This is a genomic window from Streptosporangium sp. NBC_01469 (assembly GCF_036227305.1).
Taxonomy (GTDB): Bacteria; Actinomycetota; Actinomycetes; order Streptosporangiales; family Streptosporangiaceae; genus Streptosporangium.
Map to the genome: position 1 here is coordinate 6,492,587 of NZ_CP109465.1, position 18,714 is coordinate 6,511,300.

General features: G+C 69.5%; 14 protein-coding genes. 7 read left to right on the plus strand and 7 right to left on the minus strand.

The genetic code is table 11. The features are described 5' to 3' along the window. The first annotated feature begins 24 nt into the window (after positions 1-24). From OG587_RS28485 to OG587_RS28495, 3 genes are all read left to right on the plus strand, one after another. Positions 25-222 (plus strand): MbtH family protein, encoded by a 198-nt coding sequence (locus OG587_RS28485; RefSeq protein WP_329080517.1) that lies wholly within the window; start codon positions 25-27, stop codon positions 220-222. A 34-nt stretch (positions 223-256) separates the two neighbouring features. Then, positions 257-1,534, plus strand: coding sequence for an MFS transporter (locus tag OG587_RS28490; RefSeq protein WP_329080518.1), 1,278 nt, complete (start codon positions 257-259; stop codon positions 1,532-1,534). Positions 1,535-1,596: 62 nt separating this feature from the next. Continuing rightward, entirely contained in the window at positions 1,597-2,547 is a 951-nt protein-coding gene (locus OG587_RS28495) for a methionyl-tRNA formyltransferase (protein ID WP_329080519.1), read from the plus strand. Positions 2,548-2,741: 194 nt separating this feature from the next. On the opposite strand, the gene OG587_RS28500 is transcribed toward OG587_RS28495, so the two are convergent. After that, positions 2,742-3,602, minus strand: coding sequence for a helix-turn-helix transcriptional regulator (locus tag OG587_RS28500; protein ID WP_329080521.1), 861 nt, complete (start codon positions 3,600-3,602; stop codon positions 2,742-2,744). A 226-nt stretch (positions 3,603-3,828) separates the two neighbouring features. Between OG587_RS28500 and OG587_RS28505 the strand changes: the two genes are divergently transcribed. Then, the gene (locus OG587_RS28505) at positions 3,829-4,791 is read left to right on the plus strand and encodes an LLM class F420-dependent oxidoreductase (protein ID WP_329080523.1); all 963 of its coding nucleotides are present in this window, start codon (positions 3,829-3,831) and stop codon (positions 4,789-4,791) included. Positions 4,792-4,878: 87 nt separating this feature from the next. Beyond that, complete coding sequence (argG, locus tag OG587_RS28510; protein ID WP_329080525.1) at positions 4,879-6,327, plus strand: argininosuccinate synthase; 1,449 nt, start codon at positions 4,879-4,881, stop codon at positions 6,325-6,327. 250 nt (positions 6,328-6,577) lie between these two features. On the opposite strand, the gene OG587_RS28515 is transcribed toward argG, so the two are convergent. From OG587_RS28515 to OG587_RS28525, 3 genes are all read right to left on the minus strand, one after another. Next, positions 6,578-8,845: an NACHT domain-containing protein gene (locus OG587_RS28515; RefSeq protein WP_329080527.1), complete on the minus strand. Its 2,268-nt coding sequence runs from the start codon at positions 8,843-8,845 to the stop codon at positions 6,578-6,580. Between the two features lie 282 nt (positions 8,846-9,127). Then, on the minus strand, positions 9,128-9,553 hold the full coding sequence (locus OG587_RS28520) for a VOC family protein (protein WP_443075634.1): 426 nt from the start codon (positions 9,551-9,553) through the stop codon (positions 9,128-9,130). Positions 9,554-9,836: 283 nt separating this feature from the next. Next, positions 9,837-11,447: a peroxidase family protein gene (locus OG587_RS28525; protein WP_329080532.1), complete on the minus strand. Its 1,611-nt coding sequence runs from the start codon at positions 11,445-11,447 to the stop codon at positions 9,837-9,839. A gap of 374 nt (positions 11,448-11,821) precedes the next feature. Here OG587_RS28525 and OG587_RS28530 point away from each other — a divergent pair, with 374 nt between their 5' ends. Both OG587_RS28530 and OG587_RS28535 read left to right on the plus strand, forming a co-directional pair. Next, positions 11,822-12,649 (plus strand): NmrA family NAD(P)-binding protein, encoded by an 828-nt coding sequence (locus OG587_RS28530; RefSeq protein WP_329080534.1) that lies wholly within the window; start codon positions 11,822-11,824, stop codon positions 12,647-12,649. Between the two features lie 538 nt (positions 12,650-13,187). Then, entirely contained in the window at positions 13,188-15,113 is a 1,926-nt protein-coding gene (locus OG587_RS28535; RefSeq protein WP_329080536.1) for an amino acid transporter, read from the plus strand. Between the two features lie 172 nt (positions 15,114-15,285). Here OG587_RS28535 and OG587_RS28540 read toward each other — a convergent pair whose 3' ends face one another. The 3 genes from OG587_RS28540 to OG587_RS28550 all read right to left on the minus strand — a co-directional run bounded on the left by OG587_RS28540 (position 15,286) and on the right by OG587_RS28550 (position 18,709). After that, complete coding sequence (locus OG587_RS28540) at positions 15,286-15,933, minus strand: TetR/AcrR family transcriptional regulator (protein WP_329080538.1); 648 nt, start codon at positions 15,931-15,933, stop codon at positions 15,286-15,288. 140 nt (positions 15,934-16,073) lie between these two features. After that, on the minus strand, positions 16,074-17,357 hold the full coding sequence (locus OG587_RS28545) for a Gfo/Idh/MocA family protein (RefSeq protein ID WP_329080540.1): 1,284 nt from the start codon (positions 17,355-17,357) through the stop codon (positions 16,074-16,076). Between the two features lie 89 nt (positions 17,358-17,446). Beyond that, positions 17,447-18,709 (minus strand): ABC transporter substrate-binding protein, encoded by a 1,263-nt coding sequence (locus OG587_RS28550; RefSeq protein WP_329080541.1) that lies wholly within the window; start codon positions 18,707-18,709, stop codon positions 17,447-17,449. Between the last annotated feature and the right edge of the window lie 5 nt (positions 18,710-18,714).

An 18,714-nucleotide genomic window follows, 5' to 3' on the forward strand; every position in this document is an offset into this window, starting at 1 on the left:
GAGGAATCACCGCGAGGAGTGTCCATGACCGACCCCACCGACTACCGCGTCGTCCGCAACGACGAGGACCAGTACTCGATCTGGCCCGTCGGACGTGCCCTGCCCCCCGGATGGACCGAGGAGGGGACCGTCGGCGACCGCGAGACCTGCCTCGACCGGATCGAGCGGGTGTGGACCGACATGCGCCCGCGCTCGCTGCGCGAGCACCTTGCCGCCGGCTGAGTCGGCACCGACGGAGAAAGGGACACCCCCCATCATGGACAGCAAGGCCACGCCCACCGCGGACCGGCGAAGTCTCTGGCGTCACCGTGACTTCACCCTGTTGTGGGCGGCCCAGACGGTCAGCCAGATCGGCTCGCAGATCACCTTCTTCGCCATCCCGGTGATCGCGCTGACCGTGCTCAACGCGTCCACCACCCAGGTCGGCCTGCTCGTGGCCGCGGAAACCCTGCCGTTCCTGCTGGTCTCGCTGCCCGCGGGCGTGTGGGTCGACCGCTGGGACCGGCGCCGCATCCTGATCTTCACCGACGTCGGGCGGATGGTGGTCCTCGCGACCCTGCCGATCGCCTACCTGTTCGACATGCTGAGCATCGGGCTGATGCTGGTCGTCGGCCTGCTGGTCGGGGTGCAGACGGTGTTCTTCGACATCGCCGACCAGGCGTTCCTGCCCTCGGTGGTCGAGACCGAGGACATTCCCGCGGGCAACACCCGGCTGGAGGTGTCCAGGTCGATCGCGTACCTGGGGGGACCGAGCCTCGGCGGACTGCTCATCCAGGTGCTGATCGCGCCGCTCGTGCTGCTGTTCAACGTGGCCGGCTACCTGGTGTCGGCCGTGCTGGTCAGCATGATCACCAGCCGTCCCGCCACCACCGGGCCGGAACCCGCCGCCCCGCGGCGGAGGATGGCCACGGAGATCGGCGAGGGGTTGCGGTTCGTCTTCGGCAACCGCACGCTGCGGGCGATCGCCATGTGCACGGCACTGATGAACCTGATCGGGCTCGGTGGCGCGCTGACCGCGCTGCTGGTGGTGTTCGCGCTCAACGACCTCGACCTCACGCCCGGCACGCTCGGGCTCATCCTGACCCTGGGCAACGCGGGCGCCCTGCTCGGCGCGATGGTCAATGCGCGGGTGGTCAGGACCCTGGGGCTGGGGCCGACGCTGGTCGGCGCCGCGCTGCTGGCGGTCCTGCCGATCCTGCTCATCGCCTCGGCGGGACCGGGCGCCGGTTCGCTGCTCGTCTCCGTCGCGATCGGGCTGATGCTGGCGGGGATCTCGGTCTACAACATCAACCAGATCAGCCTGCGGCAGGCGATCACGCCGACGGAGCTGCAGGGCCGGATGAACGCGTCCATGCGGTTCGCGGTGTGGGGCACGCTCCCGCTGGGCGCCGCCATCGGCGGCGTGCTCGGCGACGTGTTCGGCGTCCGGCCGATGCTGTGGGTCCTCGGCTCGCTGGCGGCCCTGGTGTGCCTGCCGCTCCTGCTCACCCGCGAGATCAGGACACTGCGCACCGGGCCGGCGGGGAAAGGGTAGACGGACGCCCGCCCTGCCCGGTCACCACACTCCACTCTTCACCTACGGAAAGGACAGAGGGCGTGCGTCTTGTCTTCATGGGCTACCAAACGTGGGGTCACCGGGTCCTGGAGGCCCTGCTGACCGAGCACGAGGTCCCGCTCGTCATCACCCATCCAACGAGCGATCACGCTTACGAGACCATCTGGGACGACTCGGTGGCGGATCTCGCGGCGAAGCACGGCATCCCCGTACTGGAGCGCCGGTACGCCAACGACGAGGAGGTGGCGGAACGGCTGCGCGAGCTGGGCCCCGACCTCATGGTCTCCTCCGACTGGCGCACCTGGGTGGCGCCGCACATCTACGGCCTGGCCAAGCACGGCGCGATCAACATCCACGACGCGCTGTTGCCCCGCTACGGGGGCTTCGCACCGCTCAACTGGGCCCTCATCAACGGTGAGCGCGAGGTCGGCGTCACCGTCCACTTCATGAACGAGAAGTTCGACCTCGGCGACATCGTGCTGCAGCGCCGGGTCCCGGTCGAGGACGACGACACCGTCACCGACCTGTTCCACAAGACGATAAAGCTGTTCGCGCCGATGACCCTGGAGGCCGTCGAACTCATCGACTCGGGCCGGACGGACTGGGTCAAGCAGGATCCGGCCGACGCCACGTTCTTCCACAAACGCTCGGTCGAGGACAGCAGGATCCACTGGACGTGGTCGGCGAGGGACATCGTGAACCTGGTCCGGGCCCAGGCGGACCCCTACCCCAACACGTTCGCCTACTTCAACAGCGAGCGCATCGGGATCCTGGCCGCCTCGGTGTCGAGGCTCCGCCTGGGCGGCACGCCCGGCCGGGTGTTCCGCCCGGACGGTGAGGGGGTGGCGATCGTCTGCGGCCCCGGCGCGCGCGGTGGCACCGAGTACGGGGTGGTGGTGGAGCGGATCCGCACCGACGACGGCCGGGAGCACCGCGCCACCGACTTCTTCCGCGCCATGGGCGGCTACCTCACCAGTCACCCGTCGCCGTGATCGACGATCGGGGCGACCGGAGACCCGAGCCGGCAGCCGCGGATGCCGGGAGCCCTCGCGAGGCCGGGGTTTCCACGGGGCCGTGAGCTCCCAGGACGTCGGGGCCTTCGCTCGGTGTCCACGGTGAACGCCTCGAGGACGGCCTGACCGGTGCCCGGCCCCGCAGCGAACAGGCCGAGCACCGACCGGTCCGATCAGCGGCGCGCCGGTTCCGGGTCCACGCGGGCCGCCAACGCCGCTGTCGCCGTCGTCGCCGTTGTCGTCAGCGCCGCCATCCGCAGCCGGTCGGCCTCGTTGCGCGGTGTCTGCAGCAGGATCAGCGCACCCGGTTCCTCCACCGGGTGGAGGAGGGAGAAGACGAACGTCATCGGCCCCTCGACCACGACGTCGCGGGTGCTGAAGGTGGCGACCGACGGGCACTGCCACCAGTTGGTCAGATCGGGGCGGTCACGCTCCAGGAGCGCGTACACCTCCCCGGTGCGCACGTCGTCCAGGTAAGGGCCCGCCTGGCCCCGGAAGTGCTGGAACACGCTCATCGCCAGGGGCTCCCAGTCGCGAAGCAGTCCCATCGTGCGCGGATCGCCCGTCATGACCCACATGAGGTTGCGGCGTTCGGCGGGGATCCGCCCCGGGTCGCCCCACAGGGCGGCGTAGGCGGCGTTCCACGCCAGCAGGTCGAAGTGGCGGTCCAGCAGCAGCGCGGGGGACAGGGGCCAGCTGTCCAGGATCGGGCGCATCCGGGCGGCCAGCGTGGGATCGGCGGGCAGGTTCGGGGCGGCCAGGCCGGACAGCGCCAGCACGTGGCGGAGGCCGTCGTCGTCGAGTCTCAGGGTCCTGGCCACCGATTCGAGCACCTGCCGGGAGGCTGAGACCCTGCCCTGCTCCAGCCAGGTGTACCAGGCGATGCCGACTCCGGAGAGCGTGGCCACCTCCTCCCTGCGGAGCCCCGGTGTGCGGCGGCGGCCTCCCGGCCGCAGGCCGATGTCTCGGGGACTGAGCGTTTCCCGGTGGGCACGCAGGAACGTGCCGAGCTCGCGACGGGCGTCGGCGCTCACCCTATGACCTCCTGTATCAGCATAAATACCTTGCTGTCTTATTTTAGGGATTCCCGACACTATCGGTGTGAAATGTTCCATCTGACCGAGGTCGTGTCGTGATCGTTTTCCAGAGCCCCGCCGTGGCGAGGCGCCCCTCGTCGCCCGACCGGCCCCGTGCCGCCGGTGCCGCGGGGCTGAGCCGATGACCGGGCCGGCGACTGGGCCGACGACGCCGTCGTGGGGGGTGACACTGCCGCTGCCGGGCATCCCGCTGGCCGCGCACCGGCACATCGTGGAGCGCATGCCCGACCTCGGTTACTCGGACGTATGGACGGCCGAGGGCGGCGGCCACGACGCCTTCACCCCGCTGGCCCTGGCCGCCGCCTGGTCCTCACGGGTGCGCCTGGCCACCGGGATCGTCCCCGCCCAGACCCGGGGACCCGCCGTGCTCGCCCAGCACGCGGCGACGCTCGCCGAGGTCGCGCCGGGACGGGTGCTGCTCGGCGTGGGCTCCTCGGTGCCCGCGCACGTCAGCGACATCAACGGCATCCCGTTCACCGAGCCCTTCAAACGGACCCGCGACGTGGTCCGCTTCGTCAGGAGCGCGCTCCGCGGCGAGTACGTGACCGGGCCCTTCGACACCTTCGAGATCACCGGCTACCGGCTCCCCTGGGTGCCGGCCGAGCCGCCCAAGGTGATCGTGGGAGCGCTGCGGCCGGGGATGCTGCGGATGGGGTTCGAGGACGGCGACGGGGCCATCTCCAACCTGCTCTCCGCCGCGGACGTGCCGAAGATCGTCGAGACGGTCGGGCCCCAGCCGCCCGGTAAGGAACTCGTGGTGAAGGTGTTCGTGTGCCCGTCGGACGACCCCGAGTTCGTACGGCGGGCGACCCGGCCGTTCCTCGCCTGGATCCTGAACCGCGAGCCGTACCGGAGGTTCCAGGAATGGCTCGGCCGGGGCGGCCTGCTCGCCGAGACCCACGACCTGTGGGACCGGGGCGACCACGCGGGCGCCGCCGCCGCGCTTCCCGCGGAGGTCGTGGACGAACTGTTCGTCAACGGGACGCCGGAGGACTGCCGGGAACGGATCGCCCGGTTCCACCGGCCCGGGGTCACCTCGCTCCAGCTCTACGTGAGCCTGCCGCCCGAGGTGCGGGGAGATCCCCGGGAGGTGCTGCGGATCCTGCGGGAGCTGGGGCCCGCCTGACGTGGCCGTAAACGATCAGGCCGGTCGGCGAGGTCGTGGCGGGCGAGATTTTGCATAGTCATGCGTCGTGATGCATACTCTTGTTTCATGTCCAAGGTTCTCACCTCCTTGCCCACCGGCGAGCGCGTCGGCATCGCCTTCTCCGGCGGCCTCGACACCTCGGTCGCCGTCGCGTGGATGCGCGACAACGGTGCCGTCCCGTGCACCTACACCGCCGACATCGGCCAGTACGACGAGCCCGACATCGCCTCGGTGCCCGGCCGCGCGTTGACGTACGGTGCCGAGATCGCGCGCCTGGTCGACTGCCGCGCGGCGCTGGTCGAGGAGGGCCTGGCCGCGCTCACCTGCGGCGCGTTCCACATCCGCTCGGCCGGGCGCCCCTACTTCAACACCACGCCGCTCGGCCGTGCCGTCACCGGGACCCTGCTGGTCCGGGCGATGATCGACGACGACGTGCAGATCTGGGGCGACGGCTCGACGTTCAAGGGCAACGACATCGAGCGGTTCTACCGCTACGGTCTGCTCGCGAACCCCCACCTGCGCATCTACAAACCCTGGCTCGACGCGGACTTCGTGTCCGAGCTCGGTGGCCGCAAGGAGATGTCGGAGTGGCTGCTCGCCCACGACCTGCCCTACCGTGACAGCACCGAGAAGGCGTACTCGACCGACGCCAACATCTGGGGTGCCACCCACGAGGCCAAGACCCTGGAGCACCTCGACACCGGCATCGAGACCGTGGACCCGATCATGGGCGTGCGGTTCTGGGATCCCGCGGTCGAGATCGCCACCGAGGTCGTGACCATCGGCTTCGACCAGGGCCGCCCGGTAACGATCAACGGCAAGGAGTTCGCCACCCCGGTCGACCTGGTGATGGAGGCGAACACGATCGGCGGACGGCACGGCATGGGCATGTCCGACCAGATCGAGAACCGGGTGATCGAGGCCAAGAGCCGCGGCATCTACGAGGCGCCCGGGATGGCATTGCTGCACGCGGCGTACGAGCGGCTGGTCAACGCGATCCACAACGAGGACACCCTGGCGAGCTACCACAACGAGGGGCGGCGGCTCGGCCGGTTGATGTACGAGGGCCGCTGGCTCGACCCGCAGGCGCTGATGCTGCGAGAGTCGCTGCAGCGCTGGGTCGGCACGGCGATCACCGGCGAGGTGACGCTGCGGCTGCGGCGCGGCGAGGACTACTCGATCCTGGACACCTCCGGCCCGGCCTTCAGCTACCACCCGGACAAGCTGTCGATGGAGCGCACCGAGGACTCTGCGTTCGGTCCGGTGGACCGGATCGGCCAGCTCACCATGCGCAACCTCGACATCGCCGACTCGCGTGCCAAGCTCGAGCAGTACGCCAACCTCGGCATGGTCGGCACCACCCATCCCGCGCTCATCGGCGCCGCCCAGGCGGCCTCCACCGGGCTGATCGGCGCGATGCCGCAGGGCGGCGCGGAGGCCATCGCCTCACGCGGCACGGTCTCCGGCGACGACGAGATGCTCGACCGCGCCGCGATGGAGTTCGGCACCGACTGACCCGCCCGTCGAGAGGGAGCCCGGGTGCCCGCGACGGCGCGGCCGTTGTGCCGGCGGGCCCCGGCCTCCCTCAGGCGGGCCCGGAACCGGGCCGGGAGGACGCGCCCGCTCCCGGCATCTCGGAGGCACGCTCACCGGTCACCGCCACGCGTGCCGCGAAAGTGCGTGTCGACACGCGGATCGCGACGCCTGGGCAGGCCGGGGAGGCCGACGAGGTCGTCGCGGCGGTCGCGTTCCGGATCGTTCGGATTCAGCTGGCATTTTCGGTGGATCTTGGTGTTGTGGCCGTGCCGGTGGGCTCGCTGCTCGGCGATGGTGGTGCGGCGAGGTGGTCTTGGAGTTCGGCGTGGCGGAACTGGTAGACGGGGCCGACGGTGCGGAGCAGGCCGAGGCGGTGGGCGTCGTCGAGGAACGCCATCAGCTTGCGGGGCAGGTGCCCCTTTTTGGCCAATCGCCGGGCGGCGATCGTGTAGGCCAGCCAAGCATGGTGATTTCCAAGCGTGAGCCCGAAGGTGAGCCCGAGCGTGATCCCGAACGTGATCCCACCCATGGGCCCGGACATGAGCCCGGCCAGGAGCCCGAGCCCGAGCCCGACTCCGAGCCCGAGCGTTATGACTCGTAGCAGTGTCAGGGTTCTGTCGGCTTTCCAGCTCGTCAGCGGTGTGGTCGCGATCGTGGAGGAGGCGGGCTGTTCCGCCCACTTGATCACCCCGTCCGCGGATCCGACCGCGAGTCCGACCGCGAGTCCGACCAGGAGCCCGAACGCGAGCCCGAACACGAGCCCGTTCATGAGCCCGTCCATGAGCCCGTCCATGAATCCGAACGCGAGCCCGAACGCGAACCCAACCGCGAGCCATTTCGCGAGCGCGTTTCGCACGTTTTTGATGAGGTCGGTTGTTCTTCCTGACAGATGCAGATCGGCATAACCGGGGGTCTCGGTGAACCATGTACCGCGTCCGACCGCGAACCCGATCGCGAGCACGCCCACGAGCCCGAACTCGAGCCCGAACGCGAGGCTGCCCACCAGCACGCCCGTGAGCCCGAACGCGAGGCCGCCCCTGCGCCTGATCACGAGCCCGGCCATGAGCCCGAACGCGAGCCCGAACCCGCCCGGAAGCCCGAGTGCGGCCATGAGCCCGCCGGTAAGACCGACCACGAGCACGGCCCGCCGGACGGTGCGGCGTCGTCCGGCGGGAGGGATGGTGTGCTGGGCGAGTTGCCACCAGGCCAGGTCGTAGGTGTTGTGGTGGTGCAGGAGGCGGGCGAGGTAGGTGAGGTGGTCGCGGGTGTGGTCGGGGTTCCAGGCGGTGCGGGGCCGGAAGTGTTCGGCGGGGTCGCTGCTGGGGGGTCGGCTGTCGATGGCGGCGGGGATGAGGTGGTCGAACAGATGGGCCCGCAGTGTCGTCTCCTGCCGGGCCGGGGGGCCGGTCAGGGGGATGGGGTCGGTGGCGGGTGTGATGTGGACGGTGCGGATCAGCCACAGTCCCAGCGCGGTTTCGGCCAGCCGGCTCAGGCCCGGGTGGGTGGCGTTGTGCAGCGCGGCCCAGATCGGGGTCCAGTCGTGGCGGGGGGCCGGCGGCAGGCAGGCGCGCAGGTAGGTTTCGGCGTCGGCCGCGGTGATCGGGGCCGGGGCGATGACGGCGGCGGCGTTGAGCACGTCGCCGGCCTGCTTGACCGCCCGGTCGTATTCGGTGGTGCGGCTGGTGAGGATGAAGGAGTCGCCCTCGGCCAGCCACCGGTTCAACGCGCGGATCACCTGAGTGCGGGCGTGGTCGGGGATCTCGTCCAGGCCGTCCAGGATGGGCAGGATGTGGCCGTGATCGAGCAGGGCCTGAGCGGCGGCTGTCCCGAACCGCGGGGCGGTCAGCGCCGGGTAGTCAAGGGGCAGGCGGGCGGCGAGCCAGTCGTGCAGCCGCGGGTGGGTGGTGGTGTCCCAGCCGTTGACGGGTACCAGCACCGGCACCGGATCGGCCGCGTCGTGGCCGGGGGCCACCAGGTGCTGCAGCAGCTGAATGGCCAGGGTGGTCTTACCGGTGCCGGGGCTGCCGGTGATGACCAGCCGTCGGCGCCGCAACCTGCGAAAGGCATCGGCGAGTTCGGGGATCCGGTCGCTGGAGCCGGTGAACGTCCACAGGTGCTCGCCGACCAGGCGTGGGTGGTCCATCGTCGCGGCGTCGTCGACCAGGTGCCAGGTGATCGGGATCGGTTCGGGATCGTCCAGGGCGCGGATGGTCGCCTCGGTGCGCCACTGCCGGGCCACCAGGCCGGTCAGCGCCTTCTTGGCCGCGACGATGGTTTCCTCGGGATTCACCGGCGTCGAGGCCGAACGGGTACCGCGGTCGGCGAGCATTCCGTAGAGCGTCAGGGCCAGGCTGCCCAGGCCGATGAACGCGCCGATCACGCTCGCCGACTGATCGGCCTCCTCCAGCTTGTCCCGGGTGAGCAGGTAAAGGCCCAGTCCGCTCACCGTGGCGGCGAACACGGTCATGCCGATCCATTTCAAAAAGCGTCCCGACATGACCTCATCGTGACGTAACGAATGAATCGCGAAAGATGATCGGGTACAAGGTTAATCCGAACGTTGCAGGGCCTGGTGTGACCCAAGTCCGGAAGGCGCAGGGTGCTCCCGGACAGGACGAGCAGCACCGCCCCTGAAACCGACGAAGTTCGAGTGGAACGGGGTACTGGTCGTCAGGGGTGGCGGTGGACTCGCGGGTGCGTACGCGACCGACGGTCCGGCGCACCTCCCGTGCGAGGGTGCCCGGGAGGTTCCCCGGGCGCACGGTCCCTTCGGCAGCCTTCAGCTGAGTTGTTCGGCCAGTCCGACGATGATGCCCTCGGGGCCGCGGACGTAGCAGAGCCGGTAGCTGTCCTCGTATCGCGCCAGCTCGCCGACGAGTTCGGCGCCGTGGGTGCGCAGGCGGGCAACGACGTCCTCGATGTCGTCGACGGCGAACATGATGCGACGAATGCCCAGCGTGTTCGCGGGTGCGTCCTTCGGCTCGGCACTGATCGCCTTCGGCGTGTGGAACATCGCCAGCTCGATTCGGCCGTGGCCGTCCGGGGTCCGCAGCATCGCGACGTCCTGTCGGACGTCGTCGATCCCGATGACACGCTCCACCCAACGTCCCTCGATCGGCGCCTTGCCTTCCAGCTCCATGCCGAGTTCGACGAAGAACGAAATAACAGCGTCAAGGTCGTCGACAACGATGAGGACGTTGTCCATCCGCTGGATCGTCATGCTGGGTCTCCTTGGTGTGGCACGGCCACGGTGGCCGCATCCGCCCCTGAGACGGAGCCGCCAGGCCGGTCTCGACATCCTCTGCGACATCTTCTTCGAGAACCTCTCGGCGTTGCAGTGCCCGTCACGCGCCAGTCGTACCGCTTTGGGCGAAACACCACTGCCGGCTGCGGGCCGCGATAGCCGCGCTGCACGACGGCGGCGAACCACCGCGCGGCCCCGCCAGGACCATCGGCGAGCCGGAGCGGCACCACGGGAAAACCTTGGGTCAGCAGCGGAAGGTGCAGCGGACGGATTCGGGAGAGGTGGAGTTGCGGGCGACGATCTGTTGCAGGGATTTCGTCTTCTTGATGAGGTCCAGGCCGACACCGGTGAAGGTGGCCTCGTTGAAGACGTTGCGGGCGAGGAGGGGGTTGGTCAGGGCCTGGGTGAAGGCGTCGTAGGCGACCATGGTCGTCATCAGCCTGCCCATCATCTCGTCGCGGGAGTAGTCCTCGGCGAAGATGCCCACGTACCATTCGAGTTTGTCGATGTCGTCGTCGTAGAGCTTCTCCAGACGTCCCCGCAGGTCGGTGTCCTTCGTGAGCTGGCCGAAGTCCTTGAGCCGTCCGAGGCCGAAATTCTCGCGGTAGTCGTTGTAAGAGGCGAGTTGCGCCTTGCGCGCCAGGGCGATGGTCCGTTCCTGCACCGAGGGGCGGTCGGGGTGGGCGGGATCGCGGTCGACCAGGAAGTGGGGCGTGTTCATGAGGCCGATCCGCCCGGCGCGTTCCCTGGAGCACTGAGAGATCAGGGATTCGATCCCGCGGGACAAGACGAGCGGGTTGTTGTTGCGGAAGCCGGTCGATTCCAGCCGGTCCGGACCGGAACCGATCGTGCTGGGAACGAGCGAATGCCACCGGTACAGCAGGTTGAACTCTATCGAGACCCAGTTGGAACGGTTCCAGCGTTTCCCGTCCGCGATGAACGGGACGGCCTCCAGCGGGAAGTCGTACGGGCTGATGTGCCTGACGTACTCCTCGACCACCAGCTTGAGCAGCAGGACGATCATGATGTTGCGGGTGGTCTCGAACAGGTGGGGGTCGGCTCCCTCCGGCCGGTCGGCCCATTCCGGATGCGCCTTCTTGAGCAGGCCCGCGATCCGGTTGTGTTCGCGCAGGAAGACGACGTTCATGATGGTGTTGCCGATGGTGGAGTTGCCGTGCTCCAGCCCGACGGCGAAGAACAGGTCCTTCTGCTTCTCGGGGGCGTCCTCAAGGAGCACCTTGATGATGAACTCAGGGTCGTGGAGTCCTTCGAACTCCGGTTTGAACACCGGCGGCTTCCCCGGGGATCGCGGCTTGAAGAGGAATTCGGGGTATTCCTCGCCGTCGATCAGCTGGCTTTTCAGCCGTCCGTCCTGATGCGCGCGCAGCAGGTGCGTCTTCTCTTCGGTGAGCCCGTAGATCTGGCAGAGGTCGATCTCCTGGGTGGAGGTGTTCTTGCGGAAGTCCTCCCTGCTGGTCCGCAGGAAACTGTCGGTGAACCACTGCGCGAAGAACATGAACATCACGCTGGTGTCCGTGGACTCGATCTCCACGTCCTCTCCCCGCTCGTCCTTGCGGCGCCGGAACAGGTCGTTGACGCTCTCCTCACTCGGTAGTTCTTCCGGTGACGGCAGGATCGGGGGCAGGTGGCGTCCGCTGAACGTCCGGTCGGTCAGGCTCTTCCAGCTGGTGTAGTCGTCGGCCATCGACAGCGCGCGCGGCCTCGGCGAGGTCGAGCCGGCCAGGACTTCGATCACCACGGTGCTGACCGCCCTGCGGACCAGCGGGATCCGTCCCACGGCGTTCAGGAACCGGGGCAGCTCCCGGGCAATCGACTGCGGCACAGTGAAGAACATCGTGATCTCCCACCCTGGTTGGAGCGCTGGCGCATCCTCGAAACTCAATTACACAGTGTAGCCATACGGTCACAATACGGGAGAACGGGAAGCGCGGGGTGGCGGGTCGGCGGGGTGGCGGAGAACCGCCGCACGGCGCCGGCCTCGTGGCCGACTCCCTCGCCGGGCAGGATCGGCGAGTGCGGTGGCCCGGTGGTTCGCCGGGATTGATGGAGTCGGGTTCGCGGCGGATCGGCCGCTCGCCGTGGGCGTCGTGGACCATGTCGCGGAGGACTTGACCGGGGCCGGTTTCGCAAGTCCTAGGCCAATGGTCCGATGCGGCGGGCGCGGGATGGGACATAGCGTCGGTGTCTCGTCCAGAGAGAGGCATGCCAATGACGTTTCTGGTGACCGGAGCGACGGGCCGGGTCGGCCGGCACGTGGTCGACCACCTGCTCCGTACGGGGCGGAGAGTGCGCGCGCTGACCAGGGATCCGGCCGGGGCCGACCTGCCGGAGTCCGTGGAGGTGGTGCGGGGCGATCTCACCGATCCCGGAACGCTGGGGCCGGCCTTCGACGGTGTCGAGGGCGTGCATCTGCTGACCGTGGGTGGCGACGACTACGCCACGCTGCGGACCGGACCGGAGCTGGCCAGGCTGGCGGAGAAGGCGGGAGTGCGGCGGGTCGCGCTGTTGTGGAACGGCGAGGTGGGCCCGGTGGAGGAGGCCTTCGCGGCGAGCGGCCTTGAGTGGACCAGGCTGCAGCCGGTCGACTTCATGAGTAACGCGCTGGCCTGGGCGCCGGACATCAGGGCGGAGGGCGAGGTGCGTGAGCCGTTCGCCGACGTTCCCGGCGGGGTGGTGGACGAGGCCGACGTCGGCGCCGTGTCGGCGGCGGTGCTCGTGCGCGGCGGCCACGCGGGGAGGACATACGTGCTCACGGGGCCTCGGGTGCTCAGCCGGCGCCAGCGCCTGGCCGCGATCGCGGAGGCGACGGGCCGTCCGCTTCGCCTCGTCGAGCTCACCGAGGAGCAGGCGCGCCGGCGCTGGCGGCAGGCGGGGCACGCCGAGGAGCTCGTCGAGCTGCTCGCCTCCTGGCAGGGCAACCCGCCACCCGAGTCGATCTCCATCTCGCCCACGGTGCGTGAGATCACCGGTCGCGAGCCGCGTTCGTTCGAGGAGTGGGCCGTTGAGCACGCCGCCCACTTCGGCGCGGAGGCCTAGCGGGGCGAGCGGAGGCCCAGGCCGCTGACGAAGCCGGGCGGGTAGCCGGTCGCCACGCCGTGCTGCTCCCGTCCGGTGATCACCCCTGTCGCCGGTGGCCGGGCTTTTCCCGGCCCAGGGATCCAAGAGAGGCGCAGGAACCATAGCAAGACAGTTGATACATCGGCAAAGCGGGACGAACTATGGCGAACAGGCGTCAAGAACGCGTATGGATCCGCATGATTTCCTAGGCGCCCGGCGGCCGGACCGGTAGGGAATATGGCGTGTCTCGTCTTCCTCTCCCGCGCCCCCTCCCGACCGCGCCCCGCGGCCCGGGACGACTCGTCGTCTCCTCGCCGGACGGCGACCGGTGGGCTTCGGCGCGTCATGGCGTCCCCTCGCCGCGAACCCCCCGCTCGTCCGCCTCGATCCTGCGGTTGTAGGGCGTGACCGGCGGCGAAGCCCGGACACCGGCACCTGACGGGTACCCGGTGGTGCGACAGCGCGCCGTCAACGCCTATCGGGAACCAGGTGACGATGTACAGCGCAGGGAGAGACAGTGGCAGGTACACCGGCGTCGACGCAGGTGAGCGCGGGGCTGCGGGGATGGCTGTTGAAGGGGCTGCAGCGCTCCGACCCCAGGACCGGTGTCCCGGATCACGAGGAGCCGCCCGAGCACCGGCATTCCTGGTGGCAGGTGATGTGCCTGACCGGCGTGGACTACTTCTCCACCCTGGGCTACCAGCCGGGCATCGCCGCGCTGGCCGCCGGGGCGCTCAGCCCGGTCGCCACCGTGCTGCTGGTGGCGCTGACCCTGTTCGGCGCGCTGCCGACCTACCGGGCGGTGGCCGAGCAGAGCCCCAACGGGCTGGGCTCGCTGTCGATGCTGGAACGCCTGCTGCCCGGCTGGCGGGGCAAGCTGCTGGTGTTGTTCCTGCTCGGGTTCGTCGCCACCGCGTTCATCATCACGATCACCCTGTCGGCGGCCGACGCCACCGCCCACATCCTGCACAACCCGTTCGTGCCCGGTTTCCTCTCCGGCTGGCAGGTGCCGGTCACGCTGGCGCTGATAGCCGCACTCGGCGGGGTGTTCCTGGTCGGGTTCAGCGAGGCCATCTCGATCGCCGTCATCCTGGTGGTCGTCTACCTCACCTTGAACGTGGTCGTCCTGGCGACGGCCCTGCAGCGGATACTCGCCGATCCCGTGCTGGTCACCGACTGGCAGGCGGCGTTGACCAGCCGGCAGTCCAGCCCGATCGCGATGATCGCCGTCTCGCTGTACGTCATGCCCAAACTCGCCCTCGGCCTGTCCGGCTTCGAGACCGGTGTGGCCGTGATGCCCCTGGTCAAGGGAGACCTCGCCCAGCGGATCAGCGGCGCGAGAAAACTGCTGACCACCGCGGCGATCATCATGAGCGTCTTCCTGATCGCCTCCAGCTTCGCCACCACCGTGCTCATCCCGGCCGCTGAGTTCGCCGAGGGCGGCTCGGCCAACGGGCGTGCACTGGCCTATCTGGCCCACACCTACCTGGGAGGCGGGTTCGGCACCGTCTACGACCTGTCCACGATCGCGATCCTGTGGTTCGCCGGAGCCTCGGCGCTGGCCGGGCTGCTCAACATCGTGCCGCGCTACCTGCCCCGCTACGGCATGGCCCCCGACTGGTCGCGCGCCGCCCGGCCGATGGTGCTGGTCTTCACCGCCATCTCCTTTCTCATCACCCTGTTCTTCGGCGCCGACGTGGAGTCCCAGGGCGGTGCCTACGCCACCGGCGTGCTCGCGCTGATCCTCTCGGCCGCCGTCGCGGTCACTCTGGCCGCCTGGAACGCCGGCCGCGTCCGGGCCGCGATCCCGTTCGGGATCATCACACTGATCTTCGGCTACGCCACCGTCGCCAACATCATCGAACGCCCCGACGGCCTGGTGATCGCCCTGCTGTTCGTGCTGGCCATCGTGATCACCTCGCTGATCTCCCGGGCCACCCGCTCCACCGAGCTGCGCGTCACCAAGGTCACCCTGGACGACCTGGCACGCCGCTACATCAGCGAGTCCGGAGAGATCCGGCTGATCGCCAACGAGCCGCACGAGCGCGACTGCAAGGAGTACGTCGACAAGGCCCGCGAGGCCTGGGAGCTGCACCGGCTGCGCACCGGCGAGGGGCTGCTGTTTTTGGAGGTGAGCGTCCCGGACGCCTCGGAGTTCGCCGGGGAGTTGCGCGTCGTCGGTGAGGAACGCCACGGCTTCCGTATCCTGCGGATGGAGAGCCCCACGATCGCCAACGCCATCGCCGCCCTGCTGCTCTACCTGCGTGACCAGACCGGCAAGACCCCGCACGTCTACTTCCACTGGGCCGCGGAGGGCAACCCCATCGGCGCGCTGCTGCGCTATCTCGTCTTCGGCGGCGGCGACATCCCACCCCTCACCCGAGAGGTGCTGCGCCAGGCCGAGGCCGACACCGCCCGCCGCCCCCTGGTCCACGTCGGCTGACATCGGTACTTCGCCGGGGCGGTCGGCGAACCTCGCCCGGCGACCGCTTCGCGGAGCGTCTTCAGGCGACCGAGACGATGATCTGATCTGGCGCAAGCCGCTCGGTGAGCACTGACGGCGACGTCGCGGCGGCCTGGCCGCCCTCTCCTGTCGCAGCCCGTGCGCCTGCGGCTCAGCGGCGGAGCAGGTCGTCCAGCTCCGCGGTGAACAGCAGGGAGGGGTCGAAGCCCATTCCCGTGAAGTGGCCGGCGAGTTCCAGGGACAGCGCGCCGTGCAGCCGGGCCCAGAAGGAGAGGGCCCGGTGCAGTGCCGCGGGCGGGGCGGGGTGATCGCCCGCCCACCGGCGGTGGTGCCGGAGATGCTCGCCGAACGCCGTCGCCGCGTCCGTGTCCGGTGACCCGGCCACGCAGGCGTCGAGCAGCGTCGCCATGATCTCCGACGCGATCGCGGTCACGTCGTCGGGAGCGTGATAGCCGGGCACCGGCGTGCCGTAGATGAGGAAGTAGCGCTGGGGGTCCTCGATCGCCCACCGGCGCAGCGCGTGCGCGAGTCCGGCGAGGTCGGCGCCCGCCTCGGCGGCGGAGCGGAACGTCTTGGCCAGGCCGCGGTACGCGTCCCCGATGAGCTCGGTGATCAACTCGTCGCGGCTGCCGAAGTAGCGGTAGAGCGCCGGGCCGCTCATTCCCATCTGCTTGGCGATCGCGTTGAGGGAGAGCGCGGAGGCGCCCGCGGTGGCGATCTGCTCCCACGCCCGTTCCTTGACCTCCTCGCGCACCTGCGCCCGGTACCGCTCGCGGGGAGTCCCGGAGGTCTCCGTCATGATGCGCCGCCTCCCCGTTGTCACGCCGACTCAACGGTTACAGCGTATCAGTATCACTACTGGCTATAACAAACTTCGTGCCGGTGGTCCCACCTCCACACCGCGACGACTTCACGTCCGAATAGCGGGGCTTCATCGGATCAGCCCGCGGGCCGGGTGCCGTCGTCGTCGAGGAGGACGGGCATGCCGCTCGCGGCGGACAGGTTGGCCGAGATCCCGACCATCACGCCGGCGACGCCCGCGCGGTGCCCCGCCTGACGGCCCAGGGGATCCTCGCCGGCGCCGCGGAAGATGTCGTTCAGCATCAGGGCGTCGCCGCCGCCGTGGCCGCCCGCGCCGGAGGAGACGGCGATCTCCTCCGGTTCGCTCCAGTGCCGCCGCAGGACGAGCCGCTCGGAGGCGCCGGCGGCGTGGGCCTTGTCGGCGGCGGTCGGGTCGACCGCGGCTCGCGGCGGAGTCCAGGCGCGTTCGACGACCTCCAGCTCCAGCCGTCCTCCGGTGCCGTTGAAGGCCACCCGGTAGCCCTCGAAGGGGCCGTGGGCGTTGAGGGAGTAGGTGAGCGTCGCCCCACGGGAGTAGCCGACGAGGACGGCCATGTTGTCCTCGATGGTCACGCCCTCACCGAACACGTCCTGGTCGCGGATGTAGCCGTCCTCGTGCTCGGCGTCCAGGTAGAGGCGCTGGAGCCGGGGGTCGGCGGAGATGTCGAGGAGGTAGGGGTCGGTGCCGAGTCCCGGCGCCCCGTGACCGCGTTCCGGCCGGTCGCGCAGGCCGCGGGCGCGGGCGTTGCCGGCTCCGTAGAACCGCAGCGCCGACCGGGCGTAGACGGAGCGGGCGGTGTCGGCGAGCCACCAGTTGACCAGGTCGAAGTGGTGGGTGGACTTGTGCACCAGCAGGCCGCCGGAGTTGGCCTTGTCGCGGTGCCAGCGGCGGAAGTAGTCGGCTCCGTGGATGGTGTCCAGCACCCACTCGAAGTGCACGGAGGTGACGTCGCCGATCGCCCCGTCGGCGATCAGCCGGCGGACGGCGCTGTTGCGCGGCGAGTAGCGGTAGTTGAAGGTGACGACGAGCCGGCCGGTGCTCCGCCCGGCGGCCTCGACGATGGCCGCGCAGTCCTCGGCGGTGGTGCACAGCGGCTTCTCCACGATGACGTCCTTGCCCGCCTCCAGCGCGGCGACGACGTAGCGGGCGTGGGTGGCGTCGACGGTGGCGACCACGACGGCGTCCGCGAGCTGGAGCATCTTGCCGAACTCGTGCGGCGCGAAGCACGGGACGTCGCGTCCGATCCGGTCGAGGTAGTAGCCGAGCCGGGTCCGGTTGACGTCGCAGAGGGCGGCGATCTCGCCGGTGTCGCCCCACTCGCCGAGCAGCGCGTCGACGTACAGCTGTGCCCGGTGGCCGAGCCCGACGAAGGCGTATCGCATCAGCAGCTCCATGAAGGGGAAGGCGGAAGGCGGAGACAGGGGTGCCGTACGGCTCGGCGCGAGCCGTACGGCACGTCGGCGGATCCCGGTTACTTGGTGATGGCGGTGTTGGCCTCGTTGAGGAAGGCCTTCGCCGCGTCGTCCGCGGAGGTCTTGGCGAACAGCACCGAGTCGGTGGCGCGCTTGAGGATGTCCTCCATCTCCATGGCGCCCTTCGGCGGGATCGAGATCGGGCTCAGCTCGCTCCTGATCGAGTCGATGAAGGCCAGCACCTTCTGGTCGGCCGGGGTCAGCTTGTCCTTGATGGCGGTGACGACCTTGGGGTTGGTCGGCAGGCCGCGGTCGCTGAGCAGGATGGCACCGGCCTCGGCGTCGTTGACGAGGAAGTCGACGAACTTCTGGGCGGCGTCGGCCTTCTCGGTCTTCGACGAGATCGTGTAGTACATCGCCGGCTGCAGGAACATGCCGGCCGTGGTCGCGCCCTCGGCCTTCGGCATCCGCAGCAGGTCGAGCTCCTGGCCGGAGCCCTTGCTCAGCGCGGTGAGCTGGTTGCTCCACCAGCTGCCGAACGCGCTGGCGTTCGTGGCGAGCAGGGCCTGGTCGACCTTGGTGCCGGTCTCCAGCATCTGGGCGGCGCCCGGACCCGCCTTGGTGGAGATGATCTTCTGCAGGAGGACCCACCAGTCCTTGATGGTCTGCTCCGACAGGCCGATCTTCCCGTCCTTGTAGAACTGCTCCCCGCGCTGGGCGGCGAACAGCTGCAGGAAGGCGGGGTTCTCGTTGTACTCGGTGCCCCAGACCTTGCCGTCGCCCTGCTCGGTCACCTTCTGGGAGATCGAGATGTACTCGTCCCAGGTCCATGACTTGTCGTCCGGGACCTTCTGGCCCGCCTTCTCCACCGTCGCCCTGTTGACGATCATCGGGAAGGTGTTGACGCCGGTGGGGATGGCGTACTGCTTGCCGTCGACCTGGCCGGCCTTGAGCACCTCCTGGTCGAGGTCGGCGGTGTTGACCTTGCCGGTGAGGTCGGCGAGGGTGGCGCGACCGGCGTACTCGGCGAGACCGCGGATCTCGATGGACATGACGTCCGGGGCGTCGCCGGCCGCGGTCTTGGTGGCCAGCTTCTCGTAGTAGCTGTCCCAGTCGGAGAAGTCGCCTTCGACGTCGATCGTCGGGTTCTTCTTCTCGAACGCGGCGATGGCCGACTCCGTCAGCTTCTGCCGGGCGTCGCTGCCCCAGTACGAGAAGACGACCTTCGTCTTCCCGCCGGATTCACCGCTGTCGTCGCTGCCACACGCGGTGGCCGACACGGCGAGCAGTGTGATGGCGGTGGCCGCCAGGATGCGCTTCATCGGGA